The following is a 17,031-nucleotide window of genomic DNA, read 5'->3' as shown; positions in this document are numbered from 1 at the left end:
CCCCGAAAATGGAATGGCGCCCCGCCGAAAGCCGTTTTCCCCGGCCGGAAGAGATATTGTTAAGGAGAAGGTCATGAACAAGCCGCTGATGGCCAAGGCCACCGCCGTCTGGCTGGTCGACAACACGACGCTGAGCTTCAAGCAGATCGCCGATTTCTGCGGCATGCACGAGCTTGAGGTCCAGGGCATCGCCGACGGCGACGTGGCGGTCGGCGTCAAGGGCTTCGACCCGGTCGCCTCGAACCAGCTCGACGCCTCCGAGATCGAGAAGGGCCAGAAGAACCCGCTGCACCGGCTGAAGCTCAAGCACAACCCCGCCGCCGAGGGCGAGGAGAAGCGCCGCGGCCCGCGCTATACGCCGCTTTCCAAGCGCCAGGACCGGCCCGCCGCGATCCTGTGGCTGGTCAAGTTCCATCCCGAGCTGGGTGATTCGCAGATCTCGAAGCTGGTGGGCACCACCAAGCCGACCATCGCCTCGATCCGCGACCGGACGCATTGGAACATCCAGAACATCCAGCCCATCGACCCGGTGGCGCTGGGGCTGTGCCGGCAGTCCGAGCTGGACGCCGCCGTGCAGAAGGCCGCCAAGCGCAAGGCGGCCGAGGGCGGCGCCATGACCGACGACGAGCGTCGCAAGCTGCTTTCGACCGAGACCTCGCTTGCCATGTCGGACGAGCCGCGCCTGCCCAGCTCGATCGCCGGGCTGGAGAATTTCAGCCTCAGCAAGGATGACGACAAGCCCGAGCGGGATGACAACCTGGATGCGGACAGCTTCTTCAACCTGCCCGATGCGGATGACGACGAGGACGAGGATCACTGATCCCGCAAACCCCGGAGCTCGGCTCCGGGGTTTTTTCTGGCCGGTCAGATCGACAGGCAGATATATTTCATCTCCAGGTAGTCCTCGATGCCGTGGCGCGAGCCCTCGCGGCCGAGGCCGGATTGCTTGACGCCGCCGAAGGGTGCCACCTCGGTCGAGATGATGCCGGTGTTCACCCCGACGATGCCGTATTCCAGCGCCTCCTGCACGCGGGTGATGCGGCCGATGTCGCGGGCATAGAAATAGGCGGCGAGGCCGAAGATGGTGGCATTGGCGCGCTCGATCGCCTCTTGCTCGGTCTCGAAGCGGAACAGCGGCGCCAGCGGGCCGAAGGTTTCCTCGCTCGCCACCTTCATCCTGTCGGTGATGCCGGTGACGACGGTCGGGTCGAAGAACAGCCCCTCGCGCGGCTTGCCGCCGGTGACGACGGTGGCGCCGCCCTCGACCGCGTCCTGGATATGCTCCTGGACCTTTTCGACCGCGTCCCGGTTGATCAGCGGGCCGGTGGTCACGCCTTCCTCGAGCCCGTCGCCGACGCGCAGCTTGTCGACCGCCGCCGCCAGCCGCCTGGCGAATTCGTCATAGACCCCGGCCTGCACATAGATGCGATTGGCGCAGACGCAGGTCTGGCCGTTGTTGCGGAATTTCGAGGCCATGGCGCCTTCCACCGCCGCATCCAGGTCGGCGTCGTCGAAGACGATGAAGGGCGCGTTGCCGCCGAGTTCCATCGAGCATTTCAGCACCTGGTCCGCGGCCTGGCGCAGCAGGATGCGGCCGACCTCGGTCGAGCCGGTGAAGGTCAGCTTGCGGATCAGCGGGTTCTCGCAGAATTCCTTGCCGATGTCGGAGGAGCGCGACGAGGTCACGATGCTGAACAGCCCCTTGGGCAGGCCGGCGCGTTCCGCGAGCACGGCGAGCGCCAGGGCCGAGAGCGGCGTCTCGGCGGCGGGGCGGCCGACGAAGCCGCAGCCGGCGGCGATGGCCGGGCCGCATTTGCGGGTGATCATCGCATTGGGAAAGTTCCAGGGCGTGATCGAGCCGACCACGCCGATCGGCTGGCGGATCACCGTCAGGCGCTTGTCGGGCTGGTGGCCGGGGATGGTTTCGCCGTAGATGCGCTTGGCCTCTTCGCCGAACCATTCGATGAAGCTGGCGCCATAGGCGATCTCGCCCTTGGCCTCGGGCAAGGGCTTGCCCTGTTCGGCGGTCAGGATCTTGCCCAGGTCGTCCTGGTTCTCCATCATCAGGTCGAACCATTTGCGCATGATCTGGGCGCGTTCCTTGGCGGTGCGGGCGGCCCAGCCCTTCATCGCCTCGGCCGCGGCGGCGATGGCGCGGGCGACCTCGGCGCGGGACAGGTCCGCCACCTCGGCGATCACGTCGCCGCGCGCCGGGTTCACCACCGGAAAGGTCTTGCCGTCATCGGCGTCGATCCATTCGCCGGCGACATAGGCGCGGGTCTGCAAGAGCGAGGGGTCTTTCAGCAGCATCTTCAGGTCGGTCGCATGTCTGGTCATGGCGGGCTCCTTCCGTTCGGGTCGGGTGCAGGCTTGCGCTTTTGCCGGGCCAACGCAAGCCGCAGCTGCCGCGTGCCGGGATCGAGCAATCGTGATGAACCGGATGGCGGGCTGCGGCGTTGCCTTGCCATCGTCAGGTTTTCCCTCTTGGCGTATTCGACTGGGCGGCGTCTCTCTCTGGCGCCGCCCTTTTTCGTCGCTTCTGTTTCGCCGCGGCAGGGATTATTCCCTGGGCAAACCCGGTGATGGGCCGGATTCAGGGTATTTGGAAAACGGTGAAATGCGGGAGCTGGATGAGCTGAAGGCGCTGGGCGATCCCGGCAAGGCGGCCGAGATGGCGGCCTATCACAAGGCGCCGCGCGAATACCTGGGCGTGGCGGTTCCGGTGATCGACGCGCTTGCCCGCAGCTGGCGGGCGGGGCTGGACGTGCCGGGGCGGGTCGATCTGGCGCGGCGGCTTTGGGACAGCGACCTGCACGAGGCGCGCATCGCGGCGGCCAAGCTGCTGACCCAGGCGCGGATCCGGCCCGACGACGCGGCCTGGGATCTGATCGCCGGCTGGGTGCCGCAATTCGACGGCTGGGCGATTGCCGATCACGCCATGAAGGCGGGCGAGCGGCGGCTGCTGGCCCGGCCCGAGCGGCTGGACGAGGTCGAGGCCTGGCTGGACCATCCCGGCTTCTGGGTGCGCCGCGCCGCGCTGGTCGGCACGCTGCCCTGGACGCATATCCGCAATCCCAAGCCGCAGGACCTGGAGCGGCGCGAGCGTGTGCTGTCCTGGCTGGACCGGCTGACCGACGACCGGGAGTGGTTCGTGCAAAAAGCCATCGGCTGGTGGCTGCGCGAACTGTCCAAGCACGACCCCGGCCGCGTGCGCGACTGGCTGGCCGCGCATGGCGCGCGGCTGAAGCCCTTTGCCCGGCGCGAGGCGGGGCGGTGGCTGCCGGAAAACCGCGGCGGGACGGGGCAGGATCGGCCGGGCGGCGATCAGCTGCCATAGACCTCGATCGTGGGCAGGTCGGTCAGGCTGACGCCGATCAGCTGCAATGCCGGCAGCGAGACCTGGCTGCCGCCGCTGGCCGGGCCGTCCAGCGGGATCAGCCGCACCTTGGCGGATTTGCCGTTCGCCGGGTTCACGATGCGGCCGTCGGCTTCGGATTTCACCAGCGGCGTCTTGATCCAGAAGCCGGGCTGCGAGGGGTCGCCCAGCGAGGCGATGGTGGTGCCGATCCGACGCTCGCCCGTGGCGGGCGGGGCGGCGGCGGCGGCCTTCTGCTCGCGGGTGGTGGTGTCGAATTGCGCCGCCGTGCGCGCCGCGGGCGAGGGGCGCGCGGCCGCGGTCAGCACCGAGCCCGCCGCGGTTCCGGTGCCGGCCGTTTCGCCGCCGATGCCGGCGGTGGTGCCGGGCGTGCGGGGGGTGGTCTGCGTTGCAGGGGTGCAGGCGGCCAGTGCCAGCAGCGCCAGCGCGCCCAGCAGGCGCAGGATCGGCTTGGTCATCGGCATGCGCTTGTCCTTCATCCTTTTCAGGTCGGGGCGAGGCTAGACCCGGCCGGCCCCTGCTGTCCAGCCGAGCTTCCATTCATGGTTACGAGACCATCAACGGATCGGCCGGCTTGTGCCGATGCCGGCCCGTGCTTATCTTTGCGCCATGGATGTCCAGGCCCCGCTGATAGACCCCTTTGCCAGGCCGATCACCTACCTTCGGGTGTCGGTGACGGATCGTTGCGATTTCCGCTGCACCTATTGCATGGCCGAGCACATGCAGTTCCTGCCCAAGCGCGACCTGCTGACGCTGGAAGAGCTGGACCGGCTGTGTTCCGCCTTCGTGGGCCTGGGCGTGCGCAAGCTGCGCGTCACCGGCGGCGAACCGCTGGTGCGGCGCAACATCATGGAATTCTTCCGCGCCATGTCGCGCCATCTGGGTGCCGGTTCGAATGGCGGGCTGGACGAATTGACGCTGACCACCAACGGCAGCCAGCTGGCGCGATTCGCCGACGAACTGGCCGATTGCGGCGTGCGGCGGGTCAATGTCTCGCTGGATACGCTCGATCCCGACCGTTTCGCCCGCATCACCCGCTGGGGCAGATTGCCGCAGGTGCTGCAGGGGATCGAGGCGGCGAAAGCCGCGGGGATGCGGGTCAAGATCAACACCGTCGCGCTGAAGGGTTTCAACGAGGACGAGCTGTTTCGCCTGGTCGACTGGTGCGCGGACCAGGGCCACGACCTGACCTTCATCGAGGTCATGCCGATGGGCGAGATGGGCGAGGAAGAGCGGCTGGACCAGTATTGGGCGCTGTCCGACCTGCGCGCGTGCCTGGGCGAGCGCTTCACCCTGACGCCGCTGACCGAACGCACCGGCGGGCCCGCGCGCTATGTCCGCCTGGAGGAGACCGGGCAGAAGATCGGCTTCATCACGCCGCTGACGCATAATTTCTGCGAAAGCTGCAATCGTGTCCGCATCACTTGCACGGGCGAGCTGTTCATGTGCCTGGGGCAGGAGGATCGCGCCGACCTGCGCGCGCCGCTGCGTGCCAGCCAGGACGACGCCCCGCTGCGCGATGCCATCCGCGAGGCCATCGCCCGCAAGCCCAAGGGCCATGACTTCGACTATTCCCGCCGGCATGTCGCCGGGCAGGTCAGCCGCTTCATGAGCCATACCGGCGGCTAGTAGCTGGCGCCGTCCACCGCCTGGCTGGCCAGTGCGCGCGGGTTGACCCCTGCGAGGCAGTTCACGTTCACCGCCACCATCTCGGCCCCGTCCGGTCCCGTGCCGAAGGCATAGGATTCGACGCCGCAGGTCGGGCAGAAGCGGTGATGGATCTGCTTGCGGTTGAACAGGTATTCCGTCACCGGCCCGTCGCTGGTCAGGCGGAAATCCGCCCTGGGCACGAAGGTCAGCACGAAGCCCAGCCGCTGGCAGCGCGAGCAGTTGCAGGTGAAGGTCTGGTCCAGATCGGCATCCACCTCATAGGCGATGCTGCCGCATTGGCAGCTGCCTTGGTAGTGCTGTCGGGTCATGGTTTGCCTCCCGTTTTGCGACTCGGGTGCATGGTGGGGCAGGGCGGCGGGCATCGCAAGCGGAAATGTTCCCGAGTTGTTCCGTTTCGGGTTGCCATTTCGCTGCGGATGCCTATCTCATGCGCTTGGCGGAATCAGGACGTGATCAGGACTGGCGCGATGGAACAGAAGTTCATCGAGGTTCGCGGCGCGCGCGAGCATAATCTGAAGAACGTGGACATGGACATTCCGCGCGACCAGCTGGTGGTCATCACCGGCCTGTCGGGTTCGGGCAAGTCCAGCCTTGCCTTCGACACCATCTATGCCGAGGGGCAGCGGCGCTATGTCGAAAGCCTGTCGGCCTATGCCCGGCAGTTCCTGGACATGATGGGCAAGCCGGACGTGGACCATATCTCGGGCCTGTCGCCGGCGATCTCGATCGAGCAGAAGACGACCAGCAAGAACCCGCGCTCGACCGTCGGCACGGTGACGGAAATCTACGACTACCTGCGGCTGCTCTTTGCCCGCGCCGGGACGCCCTATTCCCCGGCAACCGGCCTGCCGATCGAGGCGCAGCAGGTCCAGGACATGGTGGACCGGGTGATGGAACTGCCCGAGGGCACGCGCGCCTATCTGCTGGCGCCCATCGTCCGCGACCGCAAGGGCGAATATCGCAAGGAATTCCTGGAACTGCGCAAGCAGGGCTTCCAGCGCGTCAAGGTGAACGGCCAGTTCCACGAGCTGGACGAGCCGCCGACCTTGGACAAGAAGTTTCGCCACAATATCGACGTGGTGGTGGACCGCATCGTCGTGCGCGAGGGCATGGAGACGCGGCTGGCCGACAGTTTCCGCACTGCGCTGGACCTGGCCGACGGCATCGCCGTGCTGGAGACCGCGCCGTCCGAAGGCGAGCCCGAGCGCATCACCTTCTCCGAGAATTTCGCCTGCCCGGTCAGCGGCTTCACCATCCCCGAGATCGAGCCGCGGCTGTTTTCCTTCAACGCGCCCTTCGGTGCCTGCCCGGTCTGCGACGGGCTGGGGGTCGAGCTGTTCTTCGACGAGCGGCTGATCGTGCCCGATTCGGCGCTGTCGGTGGCGCAGGGGGCCATCGCGCCCTGGGCCAAGTCGAAATCGGCCTATCTGACCCAGACCGTCAATGCGCTGGCCCGGCATTACGGCTTTGACAAGAAGACCCCCTGGAAGGATCTGCCGGAATCGGTGCGCCAGATGTTCCTGCGCGGCTCGGGGCAGGACGAGATCCCGTTCCGCTTCGACGATGCCGGCCGCATCTACGAGGTGACGCGCCAGTTCGAGGGCGTGATCCCCAACATGGAGCGGCGGCTGCGCGAAAGCGACAGCGCCTGGGTGCGCGAGGAGTTCGAGAAATACCAGAACAACCGCCCCTGCGGCGCCTGCGACGGCTATCGGCTGAAGCCCGAGGCGCTGGCGGTCAGGATCGCCGGCAGCCATATCGGCAATGTCACCGAACTGTCGATCCGCGAGGCGCTGGCCTGGATCGAGGCGGCGCCCAAACACCTGACGAAGCAGAAGAACGAGATCGCCGCCGCCATCCTCAAGGAAATCCGCGAGCGGCTGGGTTTCCTGGTCAATGTCGGCCTGGATTACCTGACGCTGTCGCGCGCTGCCGGCACGCTGTCGGGCGGCGAAAGCCAGCGCATCCGCCTGGCCAGCCAGATCGGCTCGGGACTGACCGGGGTGCTTTACGTGCTGGACGAGCCCAGCATCGGCTTGCACCAGCGCGACAACGACCGGCTGCTTGCGACGCTCAAGGGGCTGCGCGACCAGGGCAATTCGGTGGTGGTGGTCGAACATGACGAGGATGCGATCCGCCATGCCGACTATGTCTTCGACATGGGGCCGGGCGCGGGGGTGCATGGCGGCCAGGTGGTCGCCCGCGGAACTCCGGCCGAGATCGCCGCCGATCCCTGCAGCCTGACCGGGCAATACCTGTCCGGCGCGCGCGAGATCGCCGTGCCGTCGGAACGCCGCAAGGGCAATGGCAAGGCGATTAAGGTGGTCGGCGCCACCGGCAACAACCTCAAGAACGTCACCGCCGAGTTCCCCCTGGGCAAGTTCGTCTGCGTCACCGGCGTCTCGGGCGGCGGCAAGTCCACCCTGACCATCGAGACCCTGTTCAAGACCGCCAGCCTGCGGCTGAACGGCGCGCGCCAGACCCCGGCCCCCTGCGAGACGATCAAGGGGCTCGAACATCTGGACAAGGTGATCGACATCGACCAGCGCCCCATCGGGCGCACGCCGCGGTCAAACCCGGCGACCTATACCGGCGCCTTCACCCCGATCCGCGACTGGTTCGCCGGCCTGCCCGAGGCCAAGGCGCGCGGCTACAAGCCCGGCCGCTTCAGCTTCAACGTCAAGGGCGGCCGCTGCGAGGCCTGCCAGGGCGATGGCGTCATCAAGATCGAGATGCATTTCCTGCCCGACGTCTATGTCACCTGCGAGACCTGCAAGGGCAAGCGCTACAACCGCGAGACGCTGGAAGTGACCTTCAAGGGCAAGTCCATCGCCGACGTGCTGGACATGACGGTCGAGGATGCGCAGGAATTCTTCAAGGCCGTGCCCTCGATCCGCGAAAAGATGGACGCGCTGGTCGAGGTGGGCCTGGGCTACATCAAGGTCGGCCAGCAGGCCACGACGCTGTCGGGCGGCGAGGCGCAGCGGGTCAAGCTGTCCAAGGAACTGTCGCGCCGCGCCACCGGCAAGACACTGTATATCCTGGACGAGCCGACCACGGGACTGCATTTCGAGGATGTGCGCAAGCTGCTGGAAGTGCTGCATTCCCTGGTCGAGCAGGGCAATACGGTGGTGGTGATCGAACATAACCTTGACGTCATCAAGACCGCCGACTGGATCATCGACATCGGCCCCGAGGGCGGCGACGGCGGCGGCCGCATCGTCGCCACCGGCACGCCCGAGGCCGTGGCCGAAGTCGAGGCCAGCCATACCGGCCGCTACCTGGCGCCCATGCTGGCTGCGGCGCGCAGCCGCGCCGCGGAATAGGCGCGGCCGCAGGCCAAGGGGCTACATCGTATCTGCGGGCTCGACACCGGCTGGCGGCGCGGGCCGCGGCCAAGGGCTATGCGACCTCGCCGTGACCCGGTGTGGCTTGACCGAATATGGCGCGATCCTGCCCCCCTGCCGCCGGCCGGCACGCGGCCTTGCGGCGATGATCGCTGGCCGGCCCGGCCGGGTAAAATGCGTTCCCCTGGCTGCTGCCGCTTTTTCGATCTGGTCAGGCGTTCGATTTTCGCGTTATCTCCATTTTGCCTGCATCTGTCTTTAGGCTTGATTTCGATCAAGCGGGGCGGATGCAGGGTTTCTCCAGTGTTTTCATCCGGCGCAGCGCACCGGATGAACCCGGTAACGAACGCAAAAGGAGCGCGAATTGCCTGTTACGACTGTTAATCTCATGTGGATCGGCAACCGGTCCCTGCTCGATCCCACCCCCTCCAGCAACATCAACCAGGACCAGGCCAATGCGATCGTCGGCTGGGAGGCCGAGGGCCGCGAGGAAATCGCGCCCCTCGCCTTGACCGGCGATTACTTCGGCTCAGGCAGCAACAGAACCTTCAGAACCAGCTATCAGTCGGGTTTTCTGCAACCTGCCAGCCGGTTTTCCTATACCGACCCGGATGGCAGCCCGCAAAGCGCCGTCACCCTCAACACCTTTCTCAGCGCTCGCTTTGCTGTTACCGTGCATGATGAGGATGGCGGTGCCAGCGTGGTGGAACTGAACGGCATCCTCATGCAGATGAGCAATGGCGATCTGTTCGTCCGTCCCTCGACGGACACGGCGGCTGCCTGGAGCGCCCATGCCCGCATCTCCAAGATCGAGATCTTGGGCGTGACCCGCTTGTCGGGCGACACGGGCGTCGCCACCATCGGCTTCAGCGCCGAGATCTTCGAGGCCGAGATCGTCTGCTTCACCCGCGGCACGCTGATCGAATGCGCCGGGGGGCTGCGGCCGGTGGAAAGCCTGCGCATCGGCGACCTGGTGCGGACGCTGGACAACGGCCTGAAACCGCTGCGCTGGATCGCCTCGCGCCGGCTGGGCCGGGAACTGGCGGCCACGCCCAAGCTGCGCCCGATCCGCATCCGCGCCGGGGCCCTGGGGCAGGGCGTGCCCTCGGCTGACCTGCTGGTCTCGCCGCAGCATCGCATCCTGGTGCGCTCCAGGGTGGCGATGCGGCTGTTCGGCTGTGCCGAGGTGCTGGTCGCGGCCAAGCAGCTGCTGATGCTGGACGGGGTGGACATCGCCCAGGATCTGGAGGTGGTGGAATATTTCCACTTCGCCTTCGACCGGCACGAGGTCGTCTTTGCCAACGGCGCCGAGGCGGAATCGCTTTACCCCGGCGCGCAGGCGCTGAAAGCCATCGGCCGCAGCGCCCGCGAAGAGCTGTTTGCGCTTTTCCCCGCCCTGCGCGTGCCGGCGGCCCCGCCGGTCGCCGCGCGCGAGATCGTCTCGGGCCGGCAGGGCCGCAGGCTGGCGCTGCGCCATCTGCGCAACGGCCGCCCGCTGGTCGCCGAGGCTGCCGGGCTGCATTGACGCCGCGAAACCGCGATGCAGGCCGCCCCGCCCGCCCGCCTGCATCGCCCGCCTTGCCCGGGGGTGCTTTCTTCCGCCCCTGGCGCGGGCTAAGGTCGCGCCATGACGCAGAATGCCCTGACACCCGAAACCATAGCCGCCCTGTTCACCCGCGACGGGCGCTATCTTTGCGCGCGCTGGGGCCGGCCGGTGGCGCCGGTCATCTTCGGCCTGGCCGATGAAAGCCTGGCGGTGTTTCGCGACGCCACCCGCGCCGTCCTGGCCCATGCCCGCCATCCCATCGCCGAGACCGACCCCGAGATGGGGGCGAACATGATGACCTTTTTCCTGCGCGGCTGGCAGGAATTGCGGGATCTGCCGGATCTCGACCGGCTGACCGGCCAGCCCGGTCTGGCGGCGCGGTTGCAGGGCAGCGATGCCGACCAGTATCGGCTGTTCCGCTTTGACGCCGACGGCGCCATCCGCGCCTGCATCGGTTTCGTGAACATGGGCGGACGGCTGGCCGGGGCCCATCCGGGCCAGCTTGCCGAAACCGTCGCCGTGCGGGCCATGCTGAGCTTTGCCCGCGACGTCACGCCCTCGCCGGAGCTGGCGGCGCTGATCCGGGTCGCCTATGACCCGGTGATGCCGCCCGCGGCGACCGATCCCTCGCATGCGCTGCGGCTGGCGGCGCGTCTGCCGCGGTGACGGCCCTGGGTCACGGGATCAGGACGACGGATCCTGTGGTCCTGTGGTCCTGTGGTCCTGCGGGCCTCGACCTCGGCCTGGGCCAGGGCGGCTTGCGCCAGCCGATAGGGCCGGGGCTCCGCGGCCCGGAGACGCCCCTCCTGCAGGGCCGCGAACAGCCGCCCGGCGTCGCCTCGTATTCCGCGCGATCCGCCGTGTAATGCGCGATCGAGGGCCAGGGCAACTATCGCCTGAGCAGGCTGGGCGCGATCCGTTTCGGGCTCTATGCCCCGCCGGACCATGTGCGGCGGCACGGCGCCCCCGAGAGGCCCGAGGATCTGCACCGGCACCCGGTCATCGGCTGGACCGAGGATCTGGCCTATCTGGCCATGGCGAACTGGCTTGAGAGCCGTTGTCCGGGGCTTCGCCCGTGCTTGCGGCTGGCCTCCTTCGCCGCGCAGTTCGAGGCGGTGCACAAGGGCGCCGGCTGGGCGGTGCTGCCCGACTTCGCCGCCCGCCGCGCGGGTTTGGTGCCGGCATTGCCGGGCGTGTTCCGCCCGGAGTCCGAACTCTGGCTGCTGACCCATGGCCAGTCCGGCGCTCTCCAGCGGGTCAGGCGGGTGTGCGACTGCGTCGCAGCGGCGATAACGGAGGAGTTGGCGGCCAAAAGCGATGCCGGCCGCGCCTAGCCCGAGTTTCGGACATGGGCTTGGTCAGGCGGACAGGCGTTCGGTGATGCCGAAGGCGGCCGAGTTGTGGCCATAGGCCAGCGGGCGGCGGATGCGGATGTCGGTCCTCAGCAGGTCCACCACGTCCTCGAGCCGCACGGTCGGCGGGAAGACCCGGTCATAGCCCATCTCGAGGAAGCGCTGCTCGACCTCGGCGAAGGCGCGCTTGCCGATCACCAGGTTGCCGCCGACGTAAAGCAGGATCTCGCCCAGCCCGCGCTCCGTGCAGCGGTCGCGCAGGCCCTGGCAGTCGATCTCGCCATGGCCATAGATCGACGAGACCAGGATGGCATCGGCCCTTTCCTCGATGGCGGCCTGGATGAACTCGTCCTGGCTGACCATGACGCCCAGGTTCACCACCGCGATGCCGTTCCGGCCCAGCACCGCCGCGATGATCTTGTTGCCGACTGCGTGGCAATCGGCGCCGATCACCCCCAGGATGACCCGGTATTCCGAGACCGCCTCCAGCATGGTTCCTCTCCTTTGCAATGAACCTGCGAAAAGGGGCAGGGGGAATCGCTCCCCTCCGGTCAAGTTTTGTGAAGTGATGTGATTAGTAGATAAATACCCCTTATCTGTTTCCGGCAGGGGGTGGCCGCCGGCCGGACCTTGACCGGGGGCGTCAGGCCGGGTCGCCGGGTTCCAGATAGGGCAAGAACGCCTCGACCAGGGCGGGCGGTATTCTCGCCGGTTTCATGGACTTGTTGATATGCACCAATTCTATCTCGATCCGCGCCAGCACCTGGCTTTCCCTGCGAAAGACATGCCGGATGCGCACGCCTGCGCCCCTGATGGAAATCACCGACGTCGCGCAAACGATCAGGTCGTCGAGGCATGCCGGCCTTTGCCAGGCAATATCGGCATTTCGCGCCACGAACTGCTCTCCGTCCGGGCTGACGAGGGGGTATCCGACATGCCTCAGCAATTCGGAGCGGCTTCGCTCGGCAAATTCAAGGTATCTGGAATGATAGACGATGCCGCCGGCATCCGTATCCGCATAGTAAACGCGATAAGCCTGCGTGAATGCAGGGCCATCTTGAAAGGGTGGGTTCAGCTGCATCCCAGGCTTCCTCGCTTCTGCCGGCCTTGGTCGCGGCCGTGACGCCCCGGCCGGAACTGTTCCATTGCTTCGCAACCCTATCAAGCCCTCGCCCCTTTCGCATGGGGGTCGCGCCCGGCTTCTGCGCCCGCCATGAACAGTCGATCAAGAGCGCATGAAGGGGATCGCGTTTCCGGTCATCGGCCGGGCCTTGGCGGGAGATTCACCCATGCAGGCCGGTTATCGCCCTTGGCCTGCGGCCGATATTCGGGGCCGCGACCCCTTCCCGCAACGGCGGCGCGCCGGTCCTTGCCCTGCATTCCGATGCGACGCGGCCGAATCGCCGTCCTTGCCGCCCGCCAGGCGCGGACCCCGCGCCCCTCCGCCAGGCGGGGGTGCGGCGGCAGGCCCGATCTCGCGGGCAATTGACGCAGAATTGACGCGCCGCGGGGTTGCTCCGCTGGGCGGTTCTGCTAACTCCGGCCCAGCAGAAGCCGCATTCCAGCGGCCCAAAGGACAGGCCGAATTTCATGGAACAACTCGCCGGAGCCGGGCAGCCGGTCGATTTCTCGCTTATCGCGCTGTTCGCGCGCGCCTCGCTGACGGTGCAGATCGTCATGGTGATCCTGATCCTGGCCTCGTTCTGGGCCTGGGCGATCATCATCCAGAAGTTCGTCGCCTTCAACGCCGCCCGGCGCGAGGCGGACCGCTTCGACCGCGCCTTCTGGTCGGGCCAGCCGCTGGACGACCTCTACGACCGCATAGGCGAGACGCCCTCGGGCCCGGCCGAGCGCATCTTTTCCGCAGGCATGGCCGAATGGCGCCGCAGCCATCGCGACGACGGCAACCTGATCGCCGGCGTCACCGCGCGCATCGACCGCGCCATGAACGTCACCATCAACCGCGAGAACGACCGCCTGACCCGCGGCCTGCCCTTCCTGGCCACGGTGGGCTCGACCGCGCCCTTCATCGGCCTGTTCGGCACGGTCTGGGGCATCAAGACCGCCTTCGAGGAGATCGCGATCTCGCAGAACACCTCGCTTGCGGTGGTGGCGCCGGGCATCGCCGAGGCGCTGGTGGCGACCGCGCTTGGCCTGCTTGCGGCGATTCCGGCGGTGATCTTCTACAACAAGCTCAGCTCGGATGCCGACCGCATCACCGGGGGATACGAGACCTTCGCCGACGAGTTCTCGACCATCCTCTCGCGCCAGCTGGACGACGAATAAGATGGGCGCGGGGATCGTCAAGCGCGGCCGCAACGGCAAGGGCCGCGCCCGCAGCCAGCCGATGGCGGAAATCAACGTCACGCCCTTCGTGGACGTGATGCTGGTGCTGCTGATCATCTTCATGGTGGCGGCGCCGCTTCTGACCGTGGGCGTGCCCTTGGAACTGCCCAAGACCGCCGCCCAGGCCGTGCCCGCCGAGCCCGAGGAGCCGCTGAGCGTCTCGGTCACGCCCGAGGGGCCGATCCTGGTCATGACCACCGAAGTCCCCGAAAACGAGCTTGTCACCCGGCTGCGCGCCGTCGCCGCCGAGCGGCAGAGCGACAAGATCTACCTGCGTGCCGACGGCGCCATCCCCTATGCCCGGATCATGGAGGTCATGGGGGCGCTGAACGCGGCCGGCTTCAACAATATCGTCCTCGTGACCGAGGCGGGCGGGCCGCGCATGGACGCGGGATCGGACGGCTGAGCCATGGACCGGGCGGAACGCATCGGCTTCTGGGTTTCGGGCGTCGCCCATGCCGGGCTGTTGGGCGCGGCGCTGGTCGGCGGCGCGCTGTTCCGGCCGCAGCCGCTGGAGGCCGTGCGTATGGCCGAGGTCGCGACCATGTCCGAGGCCGAGTTCCAGTCGCTGGCCGCCGCGGCCGCCGGGCGCGGCCCGGTATCCGATGCCGCCGCGACCACCCCGGCGCAGCCGCGTCCGCCCGCCGACGAGAACCGGCTGGGCGAGGTCGAGGCGGTCAGCCCGCCCGCCCCCGATGCGCAGGCGGCAGAGCTGTCCACGCCCCCCTCGCGGCCCGAGGCGCGGCCGGACCTGTCGGATTTCCAGACCCCGAACCGGCCTGTCGCCGTGGCGACCGATGCGCCGCGCCCCGCCGAGCCGCAGAACACCGTGGACCTGGCAGCGCTGCCGCAGGCGTCGGACCGCCCCGATCCGGCGCGCAATCCCGCCCAGCCGCAATCGCCGGCGCCGATCCCGCAGCGTTCGGCGCTGGCCCCGGTCGAATCCTCGCGCCCTCGCGGCCGTCCCGAAGGGCTGGCCGAGGCCGTGCAGGCCCGCCGCGCCGCCGCCGAGGCCGCGCGCCAGCGCGAGGAATTGCTGGCCCGGCAGGAAGCCGAGGCGGCTGCCGAACGCACTGCCGCCGCCAAGGCCGAGGAGGCCGCCGCCCGCCGCGCCGCCGAGGAACGCGCCAGGGAAGAGCGCCGCGAGGCCCAGGCCCAGGCCGATGCGGAAGCCGCCCGCAAGGCCGAGGAAGCCGAGGCCCGCGCCCGCCGCCTTGCCGCCGCCGAAGCGGCCGATAAGGCTGCCGCCGAGGAAGCCGCCGCCGAAAAACGTGCCGCCGAAAAACGCGCCGCCGAGCGCAAGGCCGAGGCCGATCGCCGCACCGCCGCCGAGAAGGCCGCCGCCGAAAAAGCGGCAGCCGAGAAAGCCGCTGCCGAGAAAGCTGCGGCTGAAAAGGCTGCCGCTGAAAAGGCCGAGGCCGAGAGAAAGGCCGCCGAGGCCAAGGCCCGCAAGGAGGCCGAGGAACAGGCCGCCGCCGAACGCGCCGCAGCCGAGAAGAAGGCGGCCGAGAAGGCTGCCGCCGAAGCCAAGGCCCGCGAGCAAGCCGAGGCCGAGCGCAAGGCCGCCGAGGCCGCCAAGCAGGCCGCGCTGGCCGAGGCGATGCAGGACCAGGGCTCGGGCGGTTCGGGCGGTGGTGGCGCCGCCGCGAACGGGCCGCCGCTGAGCCAGGGCGAGAAGGACGGCTTCCGCGTGGCGGTCGAGCAATGCTGGAACCGCGGCTCGCTGTCGACCGAGGCCAGCCGGACCACGGTTTCGGTGCAGTTCTCGATGGCGCCGGACGGGACGGTGGAAAAGGGCTCGCTGCGCATGATCGGCCATGACGGCGGCTCGGATGCGGCGGCGAAACAGGCCTACGAGGCCGCGCGCCGGGCGATCCTGATGTGCGAAAAGGGCGGCTACAAGCTGCCGCCGGAAAAATACAACCGCTGGAAGGACGTCATCATCGACTTCAACGCCAGCGGCGGCGCGCGGGTCAAGTGACATGGCATCCCGCATGGCATCTCTCGGTGCGACACTCTATCCTGCAACCAAGACCTCCAGAGGGCGAAACATGTTGCGTAAATTCCTGCTGACCTCCGTCATGGCCCTTGCGGGTCTTGGGCTTGCCGCGCCGGTCCTGGCGCAGGACGGGCCCTTGCGGATCGAGATCACCGACGGCGTGATCGAGCCGATGCCCTTCGCCATCGCCCGCTTCCACGACGAGGGCGGCGCGGGCGAATACCTGGCACAGGTGCAGAACCTGATCGCCGCCGACCTGACCGGCACCGGCCTGTTCCGCGAGATCCCGGCCAGCGCCCATATCGCGCGGCCCGAAAGCTTCGACGCGCCGGTCTCCTACGAGGACTGGAAGGCGATCAACGCCCAGGCGCTGATCACCGGATCGGTCAAGGTCGAGGGCGGCAAGGTCGTGGTCAAGTTCCGCCTGTTCGACGTCTTCGCCGGTCAGCCGCTGGGCGACGGCATGCAGTTCGACGCCGCGACCGGCAACTGGCGCCGGGCCGCGCACAAGGCGGCCGACCAGGTCTATTCGCGGCTGACGGGCGAGGGGCCCTATTTCGACAGCCGCGTCGCCTTCGTGCAGGAAACCGGCCCCAAGGACGCGCGCCGCAAGCGTATCGGCATCATGGATTACGACGGCGCCAACGTGAAATGGCTGACCGACGATGCCACGCTGGTGCTGAAGCCGCGCTTTTCGCCCGACGGCTCGCGGCTGCTTTACACCAGCTATGCCACCGGCTTCCCGCAGGCGATGATGATGGACGTGAACTCGCTGGGCGTGCGCCAGCTGGGCGCGGGCCAGCAGGGCACGATGAGCTTTTCGCCCCGCTTTTCGCCCGACGGGCGCTGGATCGTCTATTCGCTGGAGAAAAGCGGCAATACCGACATCTACCAGATGGATGCCGCGACCGGGGCGCAGCGGGCGCTGACCAATGCGCCCTCGATCGAGACCTCGCCCAGCTACAGCCCGGACGGCAAGCAGATCGTCTTCGAAAGCGACCGCTCGGGGACGCCGCAGCTTTACGTCATGGGCGCGAACGGCGGCGAGCCCAGGCGGATCAGCTTTGGCGAGGGGCGCTATGGCACCCCGGTCTGGTCGCCGCGCGGCGACATGATCGCCTTTACCCGGCAGGTCGGCGGCAAGTTCCACATCGGCGTCATGCGCACCGATGGTTCGGAAGAGAAAATGCTGACGGAATCGTTCCTTGACGAGGGCCCGACTTGGGCCCCCAATGGGCGCGTCGTGATGTTCACGCGGGTGACGCCGGGCGGCGACGGCCAGCCGCGCCTGCATTCGGTGGACATCACGGGGCGCAACATGCGCCCGGTCAAGATCAACGGCGCAGCCTCGGACCCCGATTGGGGCCCGCTGCTGCCCTGAAGCGCGTAAGATG

General features: G+C 68.0%; 16 protein-coding genes. 11 read left to right on the top strand and 5 right to left on the bottom strand.

Annotation, left to right across the window (positions count from 1 at the left end):
* Positions 1 to 73: 73 nt before the first annotated feature.
* Positions 74 to 820, top strand: a complete 747-nt coding sequence (locus tag E3U26_RS05625) for a DUF1013 domain-containing protein (RefSeq protein ID WP_036752291.1) — start codon at positions 74 to 76, stop codon at positions 818 to 820.
* Between the two features lie 44 nt (positions 821 to 864).
* On the opposite strand, the gene E3U26_RS05620 is transcribed toward E3U26_RS05625, so the two are convergent.
* Complete coding sequence (locus tag E3U26_RS05620) at positions 865 to 2,337, bottom strand: NAD-dependent succinate-semialdehyde dehydrogenase (protein WP_036752289.1); 1,473 nt, start codon at positions 2,335 to 2,337, stop codon at positions 865 to 867.
* Positions 2,338 to 2,617: 280 nt separating this feature from the next.
* Between E3U26_RS05620 and E3U26_RS05615 the strand changes: the two genes are divergently transcribed.
* A complete protein-coding gene (locus tag E3U26_RS05615; protein WP_499105691.1) occupies positions 2,618 to 3,337 on the top strand; it encodes a DNA alkylation repair protein in 720 nt (239 codons plus the stop codon).
* Here the strand turns inward: E3U26_RS05615 and E3U26_RS05610 are convergent.
* Positions 3,325 to 3,834 carry a hypothetical protein gene (locus tag E3U26_RS05610; RefSeq protein ID WP_449044257.1) on the bottom strand — a complete coding sequence of 170 codons (510 nt, stop codon included), beginning with the start codon at positions 3,832 to 3,834 and terminating at the stop codon, positions 3,325 to 3,327. The genes E3U26_RS05615 and E3U26_RS05610 overlap by 13 nt on opposite strands.
* Positions 3,835 to 3,958: 124 nt before the next feature.
* On the opposite strand from E3U26_RS05610, the gene moaA reads away from it, so the two are divergent.
* Complete coding sequence (gene moaA / locus E3U26_RS05605) at positions 3,959 to 5,005, top strand: GTP 3',8-cyclase MoaA (RefSeq protein WP_499105690.1); 1,047 nt, start codon at positions 3,959 to 3,961, stop codon at positions 5,003 to 5,005.
* Here the strand turns inward: moaA and E3U26_RS05600 are convergent.
* Positions 5,002 to 5,355 (bottom strand): GFA family protein, encoded by a 354-nt coding sequence (locus E3U26_RS05600; RefSeq protein ID WP_036752283.1) that lies wholly within the window; start codon positions 5,353 to 5,355, stop codon positions 5,002 to 5,004. The genes moaA and E3U26_RS05600 overlap by 4 nt on opposite strands.
* 159 nt (positions 5,356 to 5,514) lie before the next feature.
* Between E3U26_RS05600 and uvrA the strand changes: the two genes are divergently transcribed.
* The 4 genes from uvrA to E3U26_RS05580 all read left to right on the top strand — a co-directional run bounded on the left by uvrA (position 5,515) and on the right by E3U26_RS05580 (position 11,274).
* On the top strand, positions 5,515 to 8,373 hold the full coding sequence (gene uvrA, locus E3U26_RS05595) for an excinuclease ABC subunit UvrA (protein ID WP_499105689.1): 2,859 nt from the start codon (positions 5,515 to 5,517) through the stop codon (positions 8,371 to 8,373).
* 385 nt (positions 8,374 to 8,758) lie between these two features.
* Entirely contained in the window at positions 8,759 to 9,919 is a 1,161-nt protein-coding gene (locus tag E3U26_RS05590) for a Hint domain-containing protein (protein ID WP_499105688.1), read from the top strand.
* Positions 9,920 to 10,021: 102 nt separating this feature from the next.
* On the top strand, positions 10,022 to 10,606 hold the full coding sequence (locus E3U26_RS05585; RefSeq protein WP_499105687.1) for a hypothetical protein: 585 nt from the start codon (positions 10,022 to 10,024) through the stop codon (positions 10,604 to 10,606).
* Positions 10,607 to 10,887: 281 nt separating this feature from the next.
* Entirely contained in the window at positions 10,888 to 11,274 is a 387-nt protein-coding gene (locus E3U26_RS05580; RefSeq protein WP_499105686.1) for a LysR substrate-binding domain-containing protein, read from the top strand.
* A gap of 24 nt (positions 11,275 to 11,298) precedes the next feature.
* On the opposite strand, the gene glmS is transcribed toward E3U26_RS05580, so the two are convergent.
* Positions 11,299 to 11,784, bottom strand: a complete 486-nt coding sequence (gene glmS / locus E3U26_RS05575; protein WP_499105685.1) for a methylaspartate mutase subunit S — start codon at positions 11,782 to 11,784, stop codon at positions 11,299 to 11,301.
* Positions 11,785 to 11,935: 151 nt separating this feature from the next.
* Entirely contained in the window at positions 11,936 to 12,373 is a 438-nt protein-coding gene (locus tag E3U26_RS05570; RefSeq protein ID WP_036752279.1) for a YbgC/FadM family acyl-CoA thioesterase, read from the bottom strand.
* 509 nt (positions 12,374 to 12,882) lie between these two features.
* On the opposite strand from E3U26_RS05570, the gene tolQ reads away from it, so the two are divergent.
* The 4 genes from tolQ (at position 12,883) to tolB (ending at position 17,018) form a co-directional block, all read left to right on the top strand.
* Positions 12,883 to 13,578, top strand: coding sequence for a protein TolQ (gene tolQ, locus E3U26_RS05565; RefSeq protein WP_036752275.1), 696 nt, complete (start codon positions 12,883 to 12,885; stop codon positions 13,576 to 13,578).
* A gap of 1 nt (position 13,579) precedes the next feature.
* Complete coding sequence (locus E3U26_RS05560; protein WP_036752272.1) at positions 13,580 to 14,044, top strand: ExbD/TolR family protein; 465 nt, start codon at positions 13,580 to 13,582, stop codon at positions 14,042 to 14,044.
* Between the two features lie 3 nt (positions 14,045 to 14,047).
* Positions 14,048 to 15,619 carry a cell envelope integrity protein TolA gene (tolA, locus tag E3U26_RS05555; RefSeq protein WP_499105684.1) on the top strand — a complete coding sequence of 524 codons (1,572 nt, stop codon included), beginning with the start codon at positions 14,048 to 14,050 and terminating at the stop codon, positions 15,617 to 15,619.
* A gap of 88 nt (positions 15,620 to 15,707) precedes the next feature.
* Positions 15,708 to 17,018, top strand: coding sequence for a Tol-Pal system beta propeller repeat protein TolB (gene tolB / locus E3U26_RS05550; RefSeq protein WP_373995203.1), 1,311 nt, complete (start codon positions 15,708 to 15,710; stop codon positions 17,016 to 17,018).
* Positions 17,019 to 17,031 lie beyond the last annotated feature (13 nt).

Source organism: Paracoccus ferrooxidans, assembly GCF_029909815.1.
In the GTDB taxonomy this organism is placed as follows: domain Bacteria; phylum Pseudomonadota; class Alphaproteobacteria; order Rhodobacterales; family Rhodobacteraceae; genus Paracoccus; species Paracoccus versutus.
This window is presented reverse-complemented; position numbering and strand designations above follow the sequence as displayed.